A 17,384-nucleotide genomic window follows, 5' to 3' on the forward strand; every position below is an offset into this window, starting at 1 on the left:
CGAATCACGAGTGTGATTTCTCCTCCGTCGAAATGACAAAAAAAGAACCATTTTGATTCAATCGTAACAAAACAAACCCGACAGGTTTTAAAAACCTGTCGGGTTTAATATTAAAAACTTTGCGCCTCTGCGCCTTTGCGAGAAGTGACTTTTAAATTACAGTCTCTTGTTGCTTAAAAACTGCCACAGGATTCGAAAGCTTCCCAACAAACTGCAAACTATCAATAGGATCTGCCAAATCGAGCATTTGTTTATTGTTACGCAATTGCAAACGGTTCAGACAACACGAATCAAATTCTGGAACAAACAAATTGTACTTTTTAAATTGCTCCTGCAAATGCGGTTGTTCGGCTTGGTATTCGTGAATACAATCGGCGACGGCAGACCAGAAATCTTCTTCTGAAAGTGTTTTGCTTTCGGATAAAATAGCCGAAAGAAAACGGAAATAAAACTGAAAAACATCATTAAAAATGCATAGAATTTTCAAAGGTTCTTTCATATTAATGTGAATGCGTTTTACTTTTTCTGGCAACGGAATTTCTCCATTAAAAACCATCACTTCTTCGGTAATATCTTTCATAATCGCTTTTACGGGAATATGATTTTCTAAAACCAAAATCAGGTTTTCGCCATGTGGCATAAAAACTATTTCATGCTCGTAAAAACAATGCAATAAAGGTGAAAGATAAGCGTCTAAATAACGGCTAATCCAGGTTTTTGCGTTAATTCCGGATTTCTGAATCAATTCATCAACAAAAGCATTTCCGGATTGGTCAACGTGCAATAAAGCTGCCATTGTCATGATATGTTGTCCATTTTCTAGTTTCGGAATCGGACTTTCGCGCCATAAAGTAGCCAGCATTTTATTATGCGGAATGCTTCGGCCTAGAGGTTCGTACAAGAAATTGCGATAACCAATTGTGGCTACTTCGCCCAAAAGTGTAAAGCCTTTTTGCTGCAAATACGAATCGTTTTCAACCAAATTGGCAACCCATTCGGTAATCGCGGGCGTGCTTTCCATATAATACGGGGAAAGTCCGCGCATAAATCCCATATTGATGACCGAAAGTGCGGTTTTTGCATAAAATTTCTCTGGTGACGAAGTATTAAAAAAAGTCCGAATCGATTGTTGTGCCGAATATTCATCATCACCATAACCCAGACAAACCAAATGATTTTCGGCAATATCGGGAGCAAAAATCAAAGCCAGTTTATTGAACCATTGCCACGGATGCACGGGAAAGAAATAATAATCTTCGACATTCAAATTCTGCGATTTCAGTACATTTTCAAACAATGAAATGTTTTCCGCAGACAATTCCTGCTGCAATACTTTTTGATAATCTAAAGTTTCAATCGCTGTAAACGTTGCTTTGCTCCTATGCCCTGCAAGCCATAATAATTTTACGGGCGCGTTCGCTTCAGGAGAAAAAGTAGCAAAATCATCAATATTAAAACCATTTTTTCCGCTGTTGGCCACAAAACACGGATGCCCTTCAGTCATGGCGTGTTCGATAATTTGATAATCAAGCGCTAATAAATCTTTTGACGAATATTTTTCGTTCGCGATTTTATACGCTGTGCTATATAACGTACTTGTGATTTCTTCGAGATACGTTGGCAAAAGGCTTTCGCTGATGCCTAAAGTATCTTTAAATTCAATAATAAATTCTAATAAACGTAAAGGCGAATTTTTTCCTTCAATTGTCTTTTGTATAGAATCTACAGCAATCGACCAATGATGTAAAGCCAAAATTGAAGCTTCAAAAGTATATTCGACCTTTTTATCAGGAGAACAAATACTATATAAATTATTTCCATTAGAAATTGGCTGAATCAACAATTCATGAGCAAATTCGCTTAACGTTTTCTTGAGCAAGATAGCATTGGCCTTATCCCAATTCTCCTTCGTTAAATGCTGTATATTTTGGGTTGGTGTTTTCATTTCTATCAAATTAAACCGATTGTAATGCCTTGTAATAATCCTCGCGTGTGCAAAACTCGAGATGTGCCTGTTTGTGCGGCAAATCGAGAACACGCTGAAAAACAAATCCGGCTCTTTTATTCAGTAAATGAATTTTATGGTTTCTGGCATCCGGTTCTACAACAATTCTTTGGTTTTTGCCATCACTAAAAATAAAATCAAGAATGACGGTAAAAATGTTCCAGGTAAAATTCGGAATTGGCTTTTCTGATGGTGCAACCAATATGTGCATGCCTTTATCGCCTTTTTGCGATTCGTAATATTTGCCTATAATATCATCTTCAGGATTATAACATTCTAATAAAAAAGCGACATTGTTATTGAATTTGCCCATATAAACCTGTGCTTTTTCCTGAATATTATAGTAGGTGTTTTTTACTTCTTCTTCAGAAAATCCATTCATTTCCCAATACACGGCATATTCACGATTTACCCAATTGTGTATCAACGGAATATCAAGTTCCATATCAATCGGACGCAGCTCAAAAACCCCTAAACCGGGAATTGTTTTTACAAAAACAACATCTGTTATGACATCATTTTCAGGATGATTTATTATACTATTCATCTGTTTCGGAATTAAGCTGTTATTTTTTTATACGGAGCGATCGGGTTTTGCAATTTTCCCTGAAATTGTAATAACGCCACAGGATCATCAAGATCAATCATGGTTTTGTTGTTATTCAACTGCAAACGGTTCAGGCAGGACAACTGAAATTCATTAGCAAACAAATCATATTGCTCGAATTTAGCTTCGAGATATGGGTTTTGTTCCTGATAATCAGAGATACATTCTGCCACCAATTCCCAATAACGATCTTCAGAATAATTATCACTCGAAACTAAAATAGCCGACATGAAACGGAAAAACCCATCAAAAACATCAATAAAAATGGAAAGTAATTTTACGTCTTCCGGAACTTCGGCATAAATACGGTCAATGTTTTTGGGAACTACTACATCAGGGTTTAGAATCACTGCTTCTTCGGTAATATCCTTCATGAAAGAACGCACCGGAACGTGATTTTCTAATCCTAAAATAAGGTTTTCGCCGTGTGGCATAAAAACCAGATCGTATTGATAAAAACAATGCAATAACGGACTCAGATACACCTTGAAATATTCGGCAAGCCAATTGTCTATGGATAATGAAGACGCTTTTATAATTTCAGATAACAGTGAATTTCCGTCTTTATCCAAGTGTAAAAGTGCCGCCATTGTCATCAGTTGTTCGTCGTTTTTGAGTTTTGCCACCGGGCTTTCTCTCCATAAAGATGCAATCATTTTATTATACGGATTGTGTTTTCCGAAGCTCTCAAAATACGGATTAATGTAACTTACAGAAGCGACTTCGCCCAACATTCCGAAACCTACTTTTTGCAAATATTCGTCACCACTTAATAATTGATCCAGCCATTCTGCCATTTCCGGCGCTGTTCCTAAATAAAATACCGGTAAGCCTCGCATAAAGCCCATATTCAGGATCGAAAGCGATGTTTTGGTATATAATTTTTTAGGATTGCTCAAATTGAATAACGTTCTGATCGACTGCTGTGCCTGATATAAATCGGGTCCGTAACCTACACAAATCAGTTTTTGTTTGGCGATTTCAGGCGAAAACAAATTGGCCAGTTTATTAAACCATTGCCACGGATGCACGGGAATAAAGAAATAATCATTTGGATTTTCTCCTTTTTCTGAAATCGTGGCATTGAATTTTGCGATGGTTTCAGATCCTAATTCCTGTTGAATCAACGTATCGTAATCCAGTTTTTTAGTTCCGGCATAAACAGTTCTGTCGCGGTGTCCGGCGAGCCATAAAATCCTGAACGGATTTCCGGCTTCAGGCGCGTAGGCTTTGTAATCCATGCTGTTGTAACCAATTCTGCCGTTATTGGCCACAAATCCAGGATGTCCTTCCATCATGGCTTGTTCAATGGTTTGGAAATCAGAGTTCGCTAATGATTTTGAAGTGGAATTTTCTTTTAATAATTTATAACAGCTTCCGTAAAGTGTGCTTATAATTTCTTCCAGATAAGACGGAATCAATTGCTCTGAAATCCCTAAACTGGTTTTAAATTCCTGAATAAAATCAACAGCATCTAAAGGAACTGGCATTCCATTTTTATATTTTGAAATCGAATTGACTTCAATATTCAAATGATTCATAGCCAATTGTTCTGCCTTAAAAGTATATTTAACTGATTGATCATCAGAAAACAACGAATATGTATTTGCAGATTCTAATATTGGTTCGATTAAAAGTTCGTGCGAAAACTCACAAATGGCTTTTTTGACCAACAATCGATTGGCTTTCTCCCAAACTTCGGGCTGAATGTGTGTAATGGCTTTCTCGGGATATTCTAATTGATTTTCGGTATTCATTTCAGTATAATTGAGGTTAAATGAATCTATTTTTTTAATGAATTGCTCTCTGGTACAAAATGCGAGTAAAGCGGTTTTATGCGGTAAATGGACCACATCGGCATCTTCAAAACCTACGCGGTGGCACATATCGAACATTTTTTTGTTACGAATGTCCGGCTCGACAAGGATTCTTTCGATGGTAAGATCTCTGAAAATAAACTTGATGATACTCGAAAAAATGTGCCAAGTAAACTGATGTACGGGTTTTGTTGATGGCGCGACAATAATATGAATGCCACAATCGTAATCCTGAACGGTATAATAGTTACCAATGATATCTTGTTTTGGATTGTAGCGTTCTAATAAAAAAGAAACTTCGCCATTTACGAGTCCGATAAATACATCAGATTCTTTAGTGATTTTTTCATATTCTAATCGAACTTCTTCCAGATTTTTCCCCTGCATGCCCCAATATTGCGCATAATCACGATTGACCCAATCATGAATTATTTCTGCATCGGCAGGTAATTGCAATGGACGAAAATCTATAGTCCCGAAATCCGGAATGGTTGTGCTGTATATAGGTTTATATGTACTCATTTGATTTTAGATTTTATATTGGAGATTTTGGATTTTAGATTTCTTAGACTTTCGACTTTAGACTTTGGACTTTGGACTATTTTAATTTTAGATTGGAGATTTTAGATTTCTTAGACTTTCGACTTTGGACTTTTGACTTAGGACTATTTTAATTTCATTATAAGCAAGTTGAATGCTTAGACTTGTCGCAATAACAACCGGAAACAAACCTAAAACTATCCATTGATCGTGTTCCCAGAAACCCAAAACATACATGCCCCAATTGATCAAAACCCATTGAATTACGTACAAACTTGTGACGTGTTTGCTGCAGAAAGTCAATAAAGTAAACACTGGGTTATCTTCTTTAAAAAGATTAACAATAATATTTGTGAGCCAGTATAAAACCAGGTTCGTTCCGAGTAATAAAATGCTTCCGCCTGGTCCTAAATGATAATAATCGCCAAAATGATATTCCGGATTTGAGAAGTTTAAAAATCCTCCAACGGCAATAAAAGCCAAACCAACAAGCAGCATTTTCTTGAAAAATAAATCCTGATTTTCGTTAAGTTCTTTATACCATCTTCCTAAAAACATGCCGATTAAAATAAAAGCACTCCACGGAAAAACAGGGAAATAGACATTAAACTGATTGCTAAAAAACAGATCGCAGATATAATCTAAACCCGCAATTCCGACTCTGAAACCGCTTAATTCTTTTGAAATAGAAGTGATTAACAAAGCCACAATCAACGGAATATATTTGCTTTTGCTAAAATGATCGATAAGCCCCATGATAAACAAAGTAATTCCGGCCAATTGCAGGATATCGCCCAAAAGCAAAAAGAAAATTCCTGTTTCTAAAGTGCCTGATTTTAAACCATAAGCTGAAACAAAAGCTTCCGGAAGTCCTCCAAAAATAAATTCTGGCACCAGAAATTTCAAAATATTCATTCCGTAACCAACAGCGAGAATGTATAAAGCTCTTTTACAAACCGCCAGAAAACTTTGTCGTCTTGATAACACAAAAGAAATTCCCATACTTACCAAAAACATAGTTGTTCCGCGGCCTAACCATAAAATAATTTCTCCTAAAACGGTATTGGTTTGTGTGGCAATGGTACCGTAAATTAACATGGTATGCACCATCATCATTAAAATTACACTAGTTCCTCTGGCAAAATCGATTGCCAAAACCCTCTTTTTTGGTTGTGCTGTTTCCATAATTATGCGATGGTTTCAAATGCCGGAGATTCAATCACTTCTGCTGCGGGAACACCAAATTCCTGAAATGCAATTTTGGTTTCTACAGCGTAATGTTCGACTCCGGTGATTTCTTTAATGATGTAAGAGTTTCGGTAACAAGCCATTCCTAAATCCGGCGTTACGAATCCGTGTGTGTGGAGTTCTGCGTTTTGCACGAAAACTTCGTTAGCATTGTTATCGATGCTGTAATTTCTGTTGGTTGCAAAACGTCCTTTTTCATCCCATTGAATTCGGTTTGCAATTCCTTCCAAAAATTGGGGCAATTTGTAACCGTAACCTGTTGCCAGAACCAATGCATCGGTTTTATGACGGTATCTTTTATCTTGTTCCACCTGATGCAATTCCAACTCAAAATACTGATTTTCTTCATTATAAGTTCCTTTGGTACAAGCGGCATTGGTTCTTAAATTCACATCAATTTCTGTAATTACTTTTTTGTTGTAAATCGTATCGAAAATCGTTGCAATCAAGTCTTTATTGATTCCTTTGTACAATAATTTCTGGTTTTTAAGCAAATGATCTCTTTTGTCCGAAGGAAGATTATAAAAATAATCTACATATTCAGGAGAAGTCATTTCGAGCGTTAACTTGCTGTAATCCATCGGAAAAAAGCGAGAAGATCTCGTAATCCAGTTCAATTGATAGCCGTAAACATCAATTTCCTGCAATAAATCGTTGAAAACTTCGGCAGCACTCTGTCCGCTTCCTAAAACCGTAATTGATTTTTGTTTTTGAAGTGAAGCTTTATTCTGAATATAAGCTGAGGAATGAATTGCTTTTCCTTTTAAAGATTGGCAGGATTTCGGAATATGCGGTGCTGTTCCTGTTCCTAAAACAATTTTTTTAGTTTTGTAAATGGTCGTAACAGCTGTTTTAGTGCAAAGTGTAGTTACGATATAAAGCTGCTGATTTTCATCGTATTCAATCGCCGTAACTTCAGTATTAAAATAAATATTCGGCAGTTTTTTAATCGCCCACTGGCAATATTGATTGTATTCGTTTCTTAATAACAAGAAGTTTTCACGAATGTAAAATGAATACATTTTGCCTTGTTCTTTGATGTAATTCAAGAAACTAAACGGACTTGTTGGGTCTGCCAAAGTCACTAAATCGGCCATAAACGGAATTTGTAACGTTGTGTCTTGCAGCAACATTCCCGGATGCCAGTTGAAAGAATCGTTTTTGTCGAAAAATAACCCGTCTAAATTTTCAATTGGTGCGGTAAGGCAGGCCAGACTTAAATTGAAAGGTCCTACTCCAACGGCGATGAAATCGTATGTTTTATTTTGCATGATATTTTAATTTATTAGTGAATATTCATTTCCGTGAAATACGATCAGATCAATGATTTCTTCAATGTCTTTAGGCGTTGTTAACGGATTTAATAGAGTGAATTTCAGAAATACTTCATTGTAGACTTTTGTACTGGTTATGATAGCTTTACCTTCGTTAAAAATAGCTTTACGAATGTAACTGTTGATGCCGCAATACGAATTTCCGTTTCCGGTAAAAGGTGTATAACGAAACACAATTGCACTAATTTCAGGCTTATGAATGATTTCAAAATCATCTCTGTTTCTTAATAAATCTGCGGTAAATTGTGCGTTGGCAATGGCTTTTTCCATGTAAGAACTCAAACCTTCAGTTCCTATCATTCTTAAAGTAAACCACAATTTTAAGGCATCAAAACGGCGTGTGGTCTGAATTGATTTTTTGACCATGTTTGGAATTCCTTCGTCTTCCTGTTCTTTAGAATTCAGATAATCAGCGTGGTATTTAATGTAATCTACAAATGATTTATCTCTCATAAAAAAGCCGCTTGAACTTACGGGCTGATAAAACGTTTTGTGATAATCGATGGTAACGGAGTCTGATAATTCGATTCCGCTCAATTTTTCTTTATGAATGTTACTGATTAGTAAACCGCCGCCATAGGCCGCATCGACGTGAAACCAAATGTCGTTTTGACTGGCAATTTTAGCAATTTCAGTCAACGGATCTATAGAACCAAAATCAGTCGTGCCAGCTGTCCCCACAATCGCAATCGGGATATTGCCTAAATCTTTTTGTTGCTGAATTACTTTTTTCAATGCGTTAGTATTCATCTTAAAATCAGGATCTACAGCAACCGGAATCACGGCATTTTGTCCTAAACCCAAAAGGCTCAAGTTTTTCTTTAAACTAAAGTGACTTACTTCTGAACATAAAACCCTGAATTTTGAAGCTTCAGGAGGCAATCCATCCATTTTTGGATCAATTCCGTAATGTTTTTTGATGTAATGATCTCTTGCCAAAAGCAATCCCATCATGTTCGATTGCGTACCACCGCTGGTGAAAATTCCGTCAGCGTTTTCCGGATAACCCAGTTTATCAAGCGTCCATTCTACCAATTTTAATTCGATAAAAGTCGCTCCCGTACTTTGATCGTATGTATCCATCGAAGAATTTAATGACGATATAAAAGCTTCTGCCACAAGTGTTGGCGTAAGAATTGGGCAATTAAGATGCGCGATGTATTTCGGGTTATGAAAATGAATACAATCATCTAAATAAATGTCTTTCAATTCATCCAGAACATAATCAAGGCTTTTCCCGTTCTTGTTTTCTTCGAGATAAATGTTGTCGATTTTTTGTTTAATCGTCGAAATACTGGCTCCAGTAAACGGTGTATCTCTTTCTTTTAAATGATTTCCAATTGTTTTAATGGCCTTTTTCATGCTTTTCTTATAAATCCCAATTGATTTAGTATTGTTAGAAAAAACATGTTTATTGTACGCATTATCAATTACAACTTCCTGCAGTATTGTTCCTAATTTTTCTTGTGCCTCCATTTGTGGTATTTATTTAGATTGATTCTAAAGAATAGTTTTGACAAATGTAGATTTGTACGAAAATTAAATCAATACCATAAAAAAGTGAAAATGATTTCTATAAATGAGGTATGCAAAATACCGCATTTGTAGTAGAAACATGAGCATAAAAATGTCTTAAGTAATACAACAATTACTTTATTTTTTTCTCTAATGCGTACAAAATCAATTCAGAAGTAGTATGTCTTCCGGTCTTTTTCATAATGTTTTTGCGGTGTGTCCTGAAAGTATGTATGCTGATAAAAAGCTGCGATGCGATACTTTTTCCGTTGTTTCCCTGTGCTATTTGCTTTAGGATTTCAAATTCTCTTAAAGTAAGTTTTTCATCAGTTTCTGCAGTTGGTAAAGCAAAAACATCAATAAGCGCATTTAAGGTTTTGGGGCATAAATAGCGTTCTCCGTGCTGAATTTTATACAAGGCATCATAAATGGTTTGTTCTTCGCAATCTTTTGATATAAAGCCATTTATATTATCTTTTAAAAAGCTGTTAATGGTTTGCTTGTTCTTAAAATATGAAAGAATTATAATTTTGCATTTAGGATAATTTGTTTTGATGGTTTTAAGATCATCATCATAAAACAAAAAAATATTATTGGGGTCAATAATCAAACATTCTATATCATTTTTATCCAAACACTTAAACAATTCTTCTCTTGAATTTGCCACTTTTAAGTTGGGTGTTTTTACCAACTTTTTAAGTGTGTGCCTCAATCCGATTATGTGTAGGTTTTCGGAATCAGCCAGAAGGAAATTTTTCATCACTATTTAGATTTATTCTAAACAAAATTACTAATTAAATTGAATTGGAGTATAATTTAGTCAAAAAAAATAGTTATTTTCTTATAATCGCTAGTGATAGAAAGAAAGGTTACAGTGACAATAAGATACTAACAATGCTGATTTATTTCTCATTATTAGCTATTCTTAATTTTAAAGCATAAAAAAACGCCTCACTTTAATGAGACGTTATATTTTAAAGAAATAATTTATGCTTTAGCTTTCCTTTTTACCGTACAGCCAATTTCTTTTGTTTCTGTTATCGTTGGTTTTTGATTGTTTTTTAATGATGTGATTACATCTTCAACATATTTCGTTTTTTCGTCTTTTGTTCCTTCAGGATCATTATCAATTGCTCCGGTATATTCTACAACAGTTCCTTTTGCTGTTTTAGAAACCAAAAATAAATGTGGTGTATGTTTCGCACCGTATTGATCTGTAACCACTTGTCCTTTATCAAATAGATACGGAAATGAATATTTTTTCTCTTTTGCCAATTCCTTCATTTTATCAAAAGTATCTGCTTTTGATGCTTCAGGATCGTTTGGATTAATAGCAATTACGGGATAACCTTGTGGTTTAAACTTATTATCAAGATCAATAATTCTTTGCTCGTAAGCTTTTGCGTACGGGCATGTGTTACAGGTAAATACAACGATAAAACCTTTTGCATCAGGATAACTGGCAAATGAAACTTCTTTATTGTCTACATTTTTAAGTTTAAAATCCGGTGCAGTTTGTCCGGCTTTTAGTGTTGGGGCTTGTGCCTGAGCAATAAAGGCACTTAAAAATAATACTAAGGAGATGTACTTTTTCATAATTTATAGTTTTTTATATTCGGTAAGTAATTGTTCGTAAGTAAGTTCGCTTTCGATAAATTTTCTTTTATCGTTTTTGATAAAAAGTGTTGCCGGAATACTTCCCGACCATGAAGGATCAATACGATCGATATATTCCTGAGGATTGCTTTCATTTAAAAGAAAAACTTCACTTTTTAGATTCTTCCTTTTTACAAAAGGTTCTATGTTAGAGGCCAATTTCGATTTAAAATCAACGCTGACCAATAATACGGCCAATTTTTCTGATTTATACTCTGAGCCAAGTTTTTCAAAGTTTGGTAACTCTTTAATGCATGGCGCACAACAGGTTGCCCAGAAGTTCACTACATACGTACTGTCTTTTCCGTTTTTGATTCTTTCCTGAAGCTGATCTACATTTAGCAGCTTTACTTTCTGACTTTGAGCGTTTAATGAAAAGGCTAAGCATACAAAAAGAAAAATCTTAAAAGCTTTTATTTCTTTCATCTAATGTGGTATTTCAGTTGAGTTAGGTAATTGTTTACACAAATATAAAACTAATGAGATTTCAAAATTGTAATTTATTGTTAATAAATATCCTTCAAAAGTTAGTTGCAGAGTGATTAAGATTAGAATTCAAATCGAACTTCAGATTGTCTATTTCAAAGTTTAAATTGTACGTTTCGGCAAAATTTGAATATGAAAGTTAACGCCAATCAAGCAAATTTGTCCTGTTTAACAACTTAAAATCATTAAAAACATGAATGCAAAAACAACAAAAATTATTTACTGGACAGGTATCATCTTAACTTCTTTATGGTTTGGTGCCAGCGGATTTTTTGAACTTACAACCAACAAAATTGTTTGGGAAATTACAGTACAATTGGGCTATCCGCCCCATTTTATTTATTTACTTGGTATACTGAAAGTATTGGGAGTAATCACTTTATTGATTCCGAATAAATTGCTTCGTTTGAAAGAATGGGTATTTGCGGGAATCTTTTTTGACATTACTTTTGCCTTTTTCTCCAAACTTGCTGTATTAGGTTTTCCAGCAACAATTGATGCAATTATTGCTTTTATAATGGTTAGCGTTACGTATATTATGTTTAGAAGATTGTATGTTGCCACTTATACCATTAAAAGTTTAGAGTAAGCTTATTAATTTTATTTCACGCAGATTTTAAAAAGGATTTAAGCAGATTTAAGCAGATAGTTTATTTCCTGTTTTAAAATTAAATCTGCTCTAATCTGCAAAATCTGCGTGAAAAAAAATCATTTTTATCCTTCAATCTGTGGCTTAAAAAACAAGCTTACATTTTAATGTCGCAAAGTCGCGAAGTCCCAAACTTTATCTTGTGGCTTCGCGACTATTTTATTAAATGAAAATATTTTATATTTTGTTTGATCTTTATAACAAACAAATTTGAGCTTTTCAACAAAACAACAAACTTTGCTTCTACCGTAAATTTGTAATGAATTTAAAACACAATTACAATGAATAAAATATGGTTTATTACAGGAAGTTCTCGAGGATTAGGACGTAATCTTACAGAGGCAGTTTTAGAAAGCGGTGACAAAGTTGCTGCTACGGCAAGAGACATTAATCAGTTAAATGATTTAAAAGAAAGGTTTAAAGATCAAATTCTGCCAATTACATTAGATGTTAACAATCATGATCAGGTTAACGATGCAGTAAAAACAGCTGTCGAACATTTCGGAAGGATTGATGTATTGGTAAACAACGCAGGATTTGGAATCATTGGCGCAGCAGAAGCGTATACAAATGAGCAGGTTCGTAGTCAGTTAGAAACCAATTTATACGCACCAATCGCAATTACTCGCGCTGTATTGCCTTTTATGCGCAAACAAGGTTCGGGACGTATTTTGCAAATTAGCTCTGTTGGCGGCCGCGTTGGAAATCCCGCTTTAACAATGTATCAGGCAGCAAAATTCGGCTTAAGCGGATTTACAGAAGCATTGGTAAAAGAAGTTGCTCCGCTTGGCATATTCGTAACAAGCGTTGAACCAGGAGGTTTCCGTACCGATTGGGCTGGAGTATCAATGACTTATGCGGATGATATTGAAGGCTACGAAATGGTAAAACAGCGTACGGATTTCTTCAAAGGTGGAAATTTTGTTCCGGTTGGAGATCCTCAAAAAGCAGCTAAAGTAATGTTAGATTTAGCTTCACATCCAAATCCGCCAATGCATCTTGTTTTGGGAAGCGAAGCAATTGGGCTCTTAAAAAATGCTGACGAAATACGAAAAGAAGAAATGGAAAAATGGATGGATGTTAGTTTATCTACAGATCATGATGAGTCCGAAAACTTTTTAAATACAACACAGGGTAAATGGTATACTGGTAAAAAGTAATAATTGCAATTTCAATTGCAAAAATCAATAAATCTCAGTATAACGCATAATTTTTTAAACACATAGAAACATAGAATTACTTTTAAATAAAAGACGTTTGAAAAAATCTAGATTTTCACACATAGCTATGTTTGCTTAAGCAAGTTAAACGCCTTATAGATCAAGAAAAAACTATGTCTTTATGTGTTTAAATATATATTTATCTAACTAAAAACAAAATCAGCATCGGGTAAAAGGTATTCGATGCTGATTGCTTTTTTTATAAATTTGTGATATGAACGATTCTAAAATAAATCAGAAAAAATCGCCTATTGCCTATTCTTGCTACTATACCCAAAATCGGGAAGGCGAGCAATTTGCTGCTGAACATGTTATGAGTTTTCAGATTTCGGGGGAACTTACTTTGAATAACGGCACTAAAGAATATCTTTTTAAGCCTGGTGATTTTCGGTTTATTAGAAGAAATCAGCTTATTAAGTTCATCAAACAACCCGATCCGAATATTGGTTTTCAGTCTATTTCTATTTATCTGAATCAGAATGCACTGCGGGATTTCTCTATACAATACAACCAGAAAACCAATTTGATTAAAAGTCCGGAAACAGAAACTGTTTTTCATTTAAAAGAAGTGCCATTACTTAAAAGTCTCATGAATTCTTTGATTCCATACATCAATGATGATCAATTAATTAACGAAGATCTTCAGACTTTAAAAGTAAATGAAGCGATTACTGTTTTATTGCAATGCCAACCGGGATTAAAAGATATTTTATTTGACTTCAACGAACCTGGAAAGATAGATCTCGAAGCTTTCATGAAGAAGAATTTTCATTTTAATGTACAATTAGACCGTTTTGCATATCTCACAGGCCGCAGTCTGGCTACTTTTAAAAGGGATTTTCAACGTATTTTTAATAATTCTCCCAGCCGATGGTTATTACAAAAAAGATTGCAGGAAGCATATTATCAGATTAAAGAGCAAGGAAAAACTCCTTCTGAAGTATATCTGGAAGTGGGTTTTGAAGATCTTTCGCATTTTTCATTTGCATTCAAAAAACAATTTGGATTGTCGCCTTCGAAAATTTAGTTTTCAGGTTCGAAATGGGGTTTTACCGCAAAGATCGCTAAGATTTTACTCAATATTACGTTCACAAAACACAAAGTTCGCAAAGCTGTTTCAACACAAAGCTTTGCGAACTTTACTTTTTATACAGCATGCATTTTAGAAACATTGCGACCTCTGTGGTAAAAAACCATTTCAACGTTCAGTTTTATTTAAAGCACTAAATGGACTATTCACCTCCTAATTTGGACGGTTCGCTATTATTCACTTATAAATCAGCGATTACGATTCTACCTTTGAGAGAAATAATAGAATTTCAATCCAATTTTAAATGAAAAATTATGAAAAATAGAATCTTTCTCTTTTTAGCAATTATGCTTTCCGGGCTCTTTTTTCTGAATTGCTTTATGTTTCCTGAAATGGAATTATCAGAAAAAAAAGCAGCAAAAACCGAGATAAAATCGACAAATAATAAAGGCTTTGCTATAGTAGAACTTTTTACTTCTGAAGGGTGTTCAAGCTGTCCGCCAGCAGACGAATTGATGGCAAAATTACAACTTGAATCTAACGGCCAAAACATTTATTTTCTGGCGTATCATGTTGATTATTGGGATCGTTTGGGCTGGAAGGACCAATTTAGTTCGGCTGAATTTACAAACCGTCAGCAACATTATAAGGATTGGTTAAATTTGTACGTGATGTATACGCCTCAGTTTATTATTAACGGAAATGCTGAATTTGCAGGTTATAATGAAGCCGCACTTTCTCAAAAAATTGCTGATGCCTTAAAAACTAAACAAATTGATACGTTGAAACTTACTACTCATTCTGATAACGATTCGATAGCGATTCATTTCGAAACAAATTCAGTTGATAAAAACAAAAAAATATTTATTGCAACAATATTGCGAAAAGGAATTTCTAAAGTACAACGCGGTGAAAACAAGGGAAATACGTTAAATCACGTTCAGATTGTGAAAGAGCTTAAGAGTTTTTCTATTTCTGAAAAAGAAGGGAATGTGACTATCACAAAGCCAGAAAATTATAACGCAACTAACTGGCAGTTAATAGGTTTTATACAAAACACAAGTACAGGAAAAATCTCTGTAACAACAAAAGCTGATTTAAAATCATAAATCAGCTTTTATTGTGTTTAAATCTATGTTTCTATGTGTTTAAAAAAAACACACAAACTTATTATCTGTTCTCTAACCATGTCAAAAAAGCAGTAGCTTTCTCCTTTCCTACCAGTAATTTCTCTTCGGTTGGAACGGTTAGTTTGATGATTAATTTGCGTGAGAAATAGTGTTCTGCTTCTCTTATAGCCGAAAAATTAACCAAATATTGCCTGTTGATTCTAAAGAATTGTGTTGGCGATAATAGTTTATGAACCTCATCAAGCGATTGTGTTAATTGATATTCTGTTTTATCAAAAGACATAATGGTTGGCGTTTCATTTTTAATGTAAAAAAACGCAATATTCTCTGTTAAAACAGTTTGGTACTTATTGTTTTTAAAAACCAAAAAGCTGCTTTTTCCTGTATTTTCACCGGTCCTGGTTAATAAATACTCGAAATCTGGCATGGCTTTTTTATTTCTTTGGAAGAAGTTCTTCAATTCTCCCGCTTTTTTAATGGCCTGTGCAATGCTTTCTCTTGAAAAAGGTTTCAATACATAATCAATTCCGTTTGATTTGAATGCTTCAATCGCATAATCATCAAAGGCAGTACAGAATATCACAGGTGATAATACGGCGACGTTTTTAAAAATTTCAAAGCATAAACCGTCAGCAAGCTGAATATCCATAAAAATAAGATCCGGCTGATCATTTTCTGAAAGATAACTCACCGCTCCATCAATACTTTGAATGTACGACAGAATTTGAGCATCTGGTCTGATACTCAAAATTAGCTGACCAAGTGCTTTGGCCGTTTTTACTTCATCTTCAATTATTACGATAGTCATAAATCAGTGGTATTTTTACTTTAAAAGTAGTTTCATTTTTATCAATTTCTATTTCCTTATGAACCAAATGCATAAAACGCTGATTGATATTATCTAAACCTACTCCGGTCGATAATACGCCTCTTTTAAGCTGAATTTTGTTTTCGATAACCAGGAAATCATTTTCGGTATATAAATCGATTTGCAAGGGTTTATCGAGCGAAACAACGTTATGTTTAATGCAATTCTCGATTAACAATTGCAAAGTAAAAGGCGGAATTGCAGCATCGTATTGTTTTTGATCGATGTTACTATTCAAAACAAAACCGTCTTCAAAACGGGCTTTTAGTAAATAAACATACGAATCTAAGATCTGAAGTTCTTCACGAAGTGATATCAAGTCTAACTTTCGGCTTTCTAATGTAAATCGATAAAAATCAGATAGTTTCAAAATAAAATCTGAGCTTTGTGGATCCTGAATATCAACCATCGATTTTAAAGTATTTAAACTGTTGAATAAAAAATGTGGATTGACCTGTTGCTTTAAAAGTTCATATTGCGCGCCCAGATTTAGAGCTTTCGTAAGTTCCAGTTCTGCGCCTATTTGTTGGGTTTGATAGTTTTGAAAAAGCAAGTGCAAAAACATGTAAACAATCAAATTGATTAAAAGACCTCGCAATTCAAACATAATTGGTGCATCCATCTTAGAAATCTGAAAAAGTTCCTGATGTCCAATTACAATCAAAATCATTACTAAAATCCCCATTATAACGCTTAATAACAATTTCCAGTTAAATAAACTTGTACTGGTTCGTTTTGTCGAAAATTTGGGCAAACTGTAGATATTGTAATACCATATAAAAATAGAAAATAACAACGTAATGGATGAGTTAATTACGATATCTCCAGGCGTAGAATATACATCAAATAATTTGGGAATTGAAGCAAGAATTGCCAGTGCTATAGAACTTCCCCAAATGACCTTTAGAGAAACCTGAAAGCGTTTTATTTTTTCCATAATTTTAGTCTGTTTTTTTGATCTTGCTTTGCCAAAGATAGGATATTTTAAAAGTATTTTATGCCTAAAAAATGATTTCTAATTTTTAAAGGACCGGAAAATTTCATTCATAATAATACTTAATTATAACTTTAGATATATTAAGTAAAGTATCTGGTATTATATCACTTATGAAATTAAAATTATAGCGACTGCCATTTCGTCATAATACTAAAAATGATCATTTTGTATATTTATTTATAAAAATTAGCGATTTTAAAATCTTAAAAAAGTGATTTTATTTTCTCTATTTCAGAGTTTAAAATTTTAGTTAAAAAATATTTTTTCAATGTATATAAATTG

General features: G+C 34.1%; 15 protein-coding genes. 4 read left to right on the forward strand and 11 right to left on the reverse strand.

Annotated elements, in window-relative coordinates:
- Window positions 1-151: 151 nt before the first annotated feature.
- From EV143_RS05010 to EV143_RS05050, 9 genes are all read right to left on the reverse strand, one after another.
- Window positions 152-1,945 (reverse strand): IucA/IucC family protein, encoded by a 1,794-nt coding sequence (locus EV143_RS05010; RefSeq protein WP_133506875.1) that lies wholly within the window; start codon window positions 1,943-1,945, stop codon window positions 152-154.
- A 10-nt stretch (window positions 1,946-1,955) separates the two neighbouring features.
- On the reverse strand, window positions 1,956-2,552 hold the full coding sequence (locus tag EV143_RS05015) for a GNAT family N-acetyltransferase (protein ID WP_133506876.1): 597 nt from the start codon (window positions 2,550-2,552) through the stop codon (window positions 1,956-1,958).
- Between the two features lie 11 nt (window positions 2,553-2,563).
- Window positions 2,564-4,951: a GNAT family N-acetyltransferase gene (locus tag EV143_RS05020; RefSeq protein WP_133506877.1), complete on the reverse strand. Its 2,388-nt coding sequence runs from the start codon at window positions 4,949-4,951 to the stop codon at window positions 2,564-2,566.
- An 87-nt stretch (window positions 4,952-5,038) separates the two neighbouring features.
- On the reverse strand, window positions 5,039-6,154 hold the full coding sequence (locus tag EV143_RS05025; RefSeq protein WP_133506878.1) for a heparan-alpha-glucosaminide N-acetyltransferase domain-containing protein: 1,116 nt from the start codon (window positions 6,152-6,154) through the stop codon (window positions 5,039-5,041).
- A gap of 2 nt (window positions 6,155-6,156) precedes the next feature.
- Window positions 6,157-7,488: a lysine N(6)-hydroxylase/L-ornithine N(5)-oxygenase family protein gene (locus EV143_RS05030; protein WP_133506879.1), complete on the reverse strand. Its 1,332-nt coding sequence runs from the start codon at window positions 7,486-7,488 to the stop codon at window positions 6,157-6,159.
- A 6-nt stretch (window positions 7,489-7,494) separates the two neighbouring features.
- Window positions 7,495-9,027: a pyridoxal phosphate-dependent decarboxylase family protein gene (locus EV143_RS05035; RefSeq protein ID WP_133506880.1), complete on the reverse strand. Its 1,533-nt coding sequence runs from the start codon at window positions 9,025-9,027 to the stop codon at window positions 7,495-7,497.
- Between the two features lie 172 nt (window positions 9,028-9,199).
- On the reverse strand, window positions 9,200-9,826 hold the full coding sequence (locus EV143_RS05040) for a LuxR C-terminal-related transcriptional regulator (protein ID WP_133506881.1): 627 nt from the start codon (window positions 9,824-9,826) through the stop codon (window positions 9,200-9,202).
- 227 nt (window positions 9,827-10,053) lie between these two features.
- Window positions 10,054-10,662, reverse strand: a complete 609-nt coding sequence (locus EV143_RS05045) for a thioredoxin family protein (RefSeq protein WP_133506882.1) — start codon at window positions 10,660-10,662, stop codon at window positions 10,054-10,056.
- A 3-nt stretch (window positions 10,663-10,665) separates the two neighbouring features.
- Window positions 10,666-11,148: a TlpA family protein disulfide reductase gene (locus EV143_RS05050; RefSeq protein ID WP_133506883.1), complete on the reverse strand. Its 483-nt coding sequence runs from the start codon at window positions 11,146-11,148 to the stop codon at window positions 10,666-10,668.
- Window positions 11,149-11,401: 253 nt separating this feature from the next.
- On the opposite strand from EV143_RS05050, the gene EV143_RS05055 reads away from it, so the two are divergent.
- The 4 genes from EV143_RS05055 (at window position 11,402) to EV143_RS05070 (ending at window position 15,216) form a co-directional block, all read left to right on the forward strand.
- Window positions 11,402-11,797 carry a DoxX family protein gene (locus EV143_RS05055; protein WP_133506884.1) on the forward strand — a complete coding sequence of 132 codons (396 nt, stop codon included), beginning with the start codon at window positions 11,402-11,404 and terminating at the stop codon, window positions 11,795-11,797.
- Between the two features lie 341 nt (window positions 11,798-12,138).
- On the forward strand, window positions 12,139-13,017 hold the full coding sequence (locus EV143_RS05060) for an oxidoreductase (RefSeq protein ID WP_133506885.1): 879 nt from the start codon (window positions 12,139-12,141) through the stop codon (window positions 13,015-13,017).
- Between the two features lie 274 nt (window positions 13,018-13,291).
- Complete coding sequence (locus tag EV143_RS05065; RefSeq protein WP_133506886.1) at window positions 13,292-14,104, forward strand: helix-turn-helix domain-containing protein; 813 nt, start codon at window positions 13,292-13,294, stop codon at window positions 14,102-14,104.
- A 317-nt stretch (window positions 14,105-14,421) separates the two neighbouring features.
- The gene (locus EV143_RS05070; protein WP_133506887.1) at window positions 14,422-15,216 is read left to right on the forward strand and encodes a DUF1223 domain-containing protein; all 795 of its coding nucleotides are present in this window, start codon (window positions 14,422-14,424) and stop codon (window positions 15,214-15,216) included.
- 61 nt (window positions 15,217-15,277) lie between these two features.
- Here EV143_RS05070 and EV143_RS05075 read toward each other — a convergent pair whose 3' ends face one another.
- Entirely contained in the window at window positions 15,278-16,045 is a 768-nt protein-coding gene (locus EV143_RS05075; RefSeq protein ID WP_133506888.1) for a LytR/AlgR family response regulator transcription factor, read from the reverse strand.
- Window positions 16,026-17,042 (reverse strand): sensor histidine kinase, encoded by a 1,017-nt coding sequence (locus tag EV143_RS05080; RefSeq protein WP_133506889.1) that lies wholly within the window; start codon window positions 17,040-17,042, stop codon window positions 16,026-16,028. Before EV143_RS05080 ends, EV143_RS05075 begins: the two co-directional genes overlap by 20 nt.
- Window positions 17,043-17,384: the final 342 nt, after the last annotated feature.

Origin of the sequence: Flavobacterium chryseum (assembly GCF_004362015.1) — a bacterium.
In the GTDB taxonomy this organism is placed as follows: Bacteria; Bacteroidota; Bacteroidia; order Flavobacteriales; family Flavobacteriaceae; genus Flavobacterium.